This window comes from Endozoicomonas arenosclerae, from assembly GCF_001562015.1.
Lineage (GTDB): Bacteria > Pseudomonadota > Gammaproteobacteria > Pseudomonadales > Endozoicomonadaceae > Endozoicomonas_A > Endozoicomonas_A arenosclerae.
Genome location: NZ_LASA01000222.1, coordinates 1 through 2,546, shown reverse-complemented (window position 1 = coordinate 2,546; position 2,546 = coordinate 1). Strand labels below are relative to the sequence as shown.

Genomic DNA, 2,546 nt, shown 5'->3' with positions numbered 1-2,546 from the left:
GTAGCGCTGCTTGTCAGGCTGAGCATTGTGCTTTCCCCGTCTTATGATGCTCTGACTGCCGCAGCGTGGGCAGCAAACGCCTGAAGGCCAGCGTAACTGCCTTAACTGTTCGTAACATTTTGCATTATCGAGGAGGTCATGGAACTTCATCATCATGCCAGTATTTTTGCCTGGCACGATGTGAGTTAACAGTCGGGAAAACCGAGTTTACTTCACCTCCCTGAAACCCATAATGAGCCAAAAATTATTCCTTATTTTAATTGCCTCTTCGGAGTTAGGTTCAACATATGTAAAGATAGTTTTCAAAAGGCTTTTTATATTATTATCACCAATATTATATCCAATAAAAATTATCGGATTATGGATAAAAATAGAAAGCAGCTGCGCTCTTACAAGCTCATACTTTTCATTAAAGTTAGAGTAGTCTTCATCTGTTATAACAATTTTACTTGGGTCACTGACACAGCCGTGTATTTTATAAACAGAACCATAAGGGTTACTCAGTAAAATATCATTACCTATCAAAGGCTGAAAGTCGAATAGATGCTCAACAAACGAATCATAGTTTGTAGTTATTATTGAAGCTATATTCTTTCTTATCTTTTTTAGCTCAGAAATTTCATCTTTCTTTGACTCTCTAAAAATCAATTCATTTAAAACCTGAGAAATATAAATCTTAAAACGGCTTATACTGACCTCTTCTCCCATTTTTTTATAAAATACATCATTTACTTCTTTAAATTTACCATTTCTATCGTTTTCCAAGGCCTCATTAAAATCCCTCTCAATGACTTCTGCAATTTTCGCATAGTCAAACTGTTCAGAAACCATACATTTCGACTTAACATCTAAATAATATTCATCATTCCCTTTAAACTCATGGCAAATATGCTTTAGTAAGCCATCCCAAGTGTATGAATTTTCCAAGTACCTTAAACTTAAGCCTGTACCAATAAATAGTACTGGGTGGTTTTTATAGTCTTCTGTGAATCCATGAATATCCATACCAATACAGTTTTTGCCATAATAAATAAAGCGGATTCTGCATGAATATTTCACTGAAAACAATCTATTGAATTTCCAGAAGACTGGTTGATCAAATAACACTCTTCCCCGACAATATTCTCTCAACGCAACTCCTTGAGAAATTTGCTAAACACAGCTCTTCGCTGAGCCTAGAGTTGCTTCATCTCTTCCTCAAACCCAATAGTGAGATTGGCCTGATAACCACTAGACTGCCCAACAATCTCATGAGAACATACAGCGCAGCTGCATAGCTCAACCATCAACCACTTAGCTACGCAGCATAAAGGATTAAAAACAAGTAGTACCACGGAGGTATCTCGTGAATCAGTTCAAAACGCTGGTTGACTTGCGTGAGTTCATTAAGGGCGTAGGTAAGTATTACGCCAGACCTACTGTTCGAGGCGATCACCCCACCCTACATCTCACTTCATGTAGCTCTAACAGACAACTCATTAACGGAATTCAAAAAGATGATTATCTGTTTTCTGAGTGTCTACAATGGGTTCTACCATCAGAAAACCATGGTCTTTCATTCTCCAGCCATTGGCAACATCTAAAGGGTATACACCGAATGAAAGCCAAGCGAAACCCAGGCAAGCCCGTTGATATCTTCTGGGTGCTTGAAGCTGCTGATATTCCTGCCGGTATGGCATTTATGGTTGACCCTCGAGACCGAAAGGGTCAGCACTACTTCTTAGGGGTTACCGAGAAAATGCATGTTGGCCATCTCAGGAAGAAGCTTGAATGGGTAGCTGATAGAATGTCTGTTATAAATGATGCACAGGATGCCTTATGATTCAGTATCGTTTCGAGGAAGAGAGAGAGTTTGCTCTGAAACACGCTAAAGCTCTAAGTCATGCTAGAGCTATTGCCATAATTCAGTCCGGAGTTTTATCCAGCTCAGAAGATACGAAAGCTCTTGCTGACTTCTACTGGGCAATGGTGGACGCAACTGTAGGTGATAATGCTTCAGATACTGAGCAGTGGCTGGAGCGACTCTATTCCAGTTTTCATATAGCTGCGAGCAATGCGGGCTTCTCTGATGCTTGGGATGACTCTATACCAGAGTGAAAGGTTTAAGATTGTATAAACAAGGATGTTTATTGTGAGTGATGAAAATAATAAAAAAAGTAAATTCAATATAGCCTCAGTACTGACTATGATGACAGTACTTACACCTGCCGTATACTTATTAGGATACTTCTACGAAATGGGTGTATTAAGTGCTTACGGGATATCCAACGAGTACTTCCCCAGAAGCGTTCAGAACTACTTTAATGAACTACCCCGCAGCAAGCTGCGGGGTATCCTCAGTGCAACTTGAGTGGTCAGTCCATAAACAGACTGATTTGGTTCGGACTTATTTCCTTCCGGTGTAGCTGCTTGTACTCCGCATTGCCTTGGTTTTTGACATAATTTGCAATTACATCTTCATTACCATGCTGGCCGACAGTATTCATAAAATATCCTGAACTCCAGAATGCTCCACCCCATAACTTTTGCTTAACTTCAGGGTTTTT

Annotated in this window: 5 protein-coding genes; 2 read left to right on the top strand and 3 right to left on the bottom strand. The window is 39.7% G+C overall.

Annotation, left to right across the window (positions count from 1 at the left end; translation table 11 throughout):
- On the bottom strand, positions 1-150 hold a 150-nt coding region (locus WG89_RS33105), incomplete at its 3' end, for a transposase (RefSeq protein ID WP_414630400.1).
- A gap of 57 nt (positions 151-207) precedes the next feature.
- Complete coding sequence (locus WG89_RS27815; RefSeq protein ID WP_062270953.1) at positions 208-1,005, bottom strand: SIR2 family protein; 798 nt, start codon at positions 1,003-1,005, stop codon at positions 208-210.
- A gap of 340 nt (positions 1,006-1,345) precedes the next feature.
- Here WG89_RS27815 and WG89_RS27810 point away from each other — a divergent pair, with 340 nt between their 5' ends.
- The gene (locus WG89_RS27810) at positions 1,346-1,822 is read left to right on the top strand and encodes a hypothetical protein (protein WP_062270951.1); all 477 of its coding nucleotides are present in this window, start codon (positions 1,346-1,348) and stop codon (positions 1,820-1,822) included.
- The gene (locus tag WG89_RS27805; protein ID WP_062270949.1) at positions 1,819-2,097 is read left to right on the top strand and encodes a hypothetical protein; all 279 of its coding nucleotides are present in this window, start codon (positions 1,819-1,821) and stop codon (positions 2,095-2,097) included. Before WG89_RS27810 ends, WG89_RS27805 begins: the two co-directional genes overlap by 4 nt.
- Positions 2,098-2,354: 257 nt before the next feature.
- Here the strand turns inward: WG89_RS27805 and WG89_RS27795 are convergent.
- Positions 2,355-2,546 (bottom strand): transposase (locus WG89_RS27795; RefSeq protein WP_172806943.1); only part of this gene is annotated, 192 nt, incomplete at its 5' end.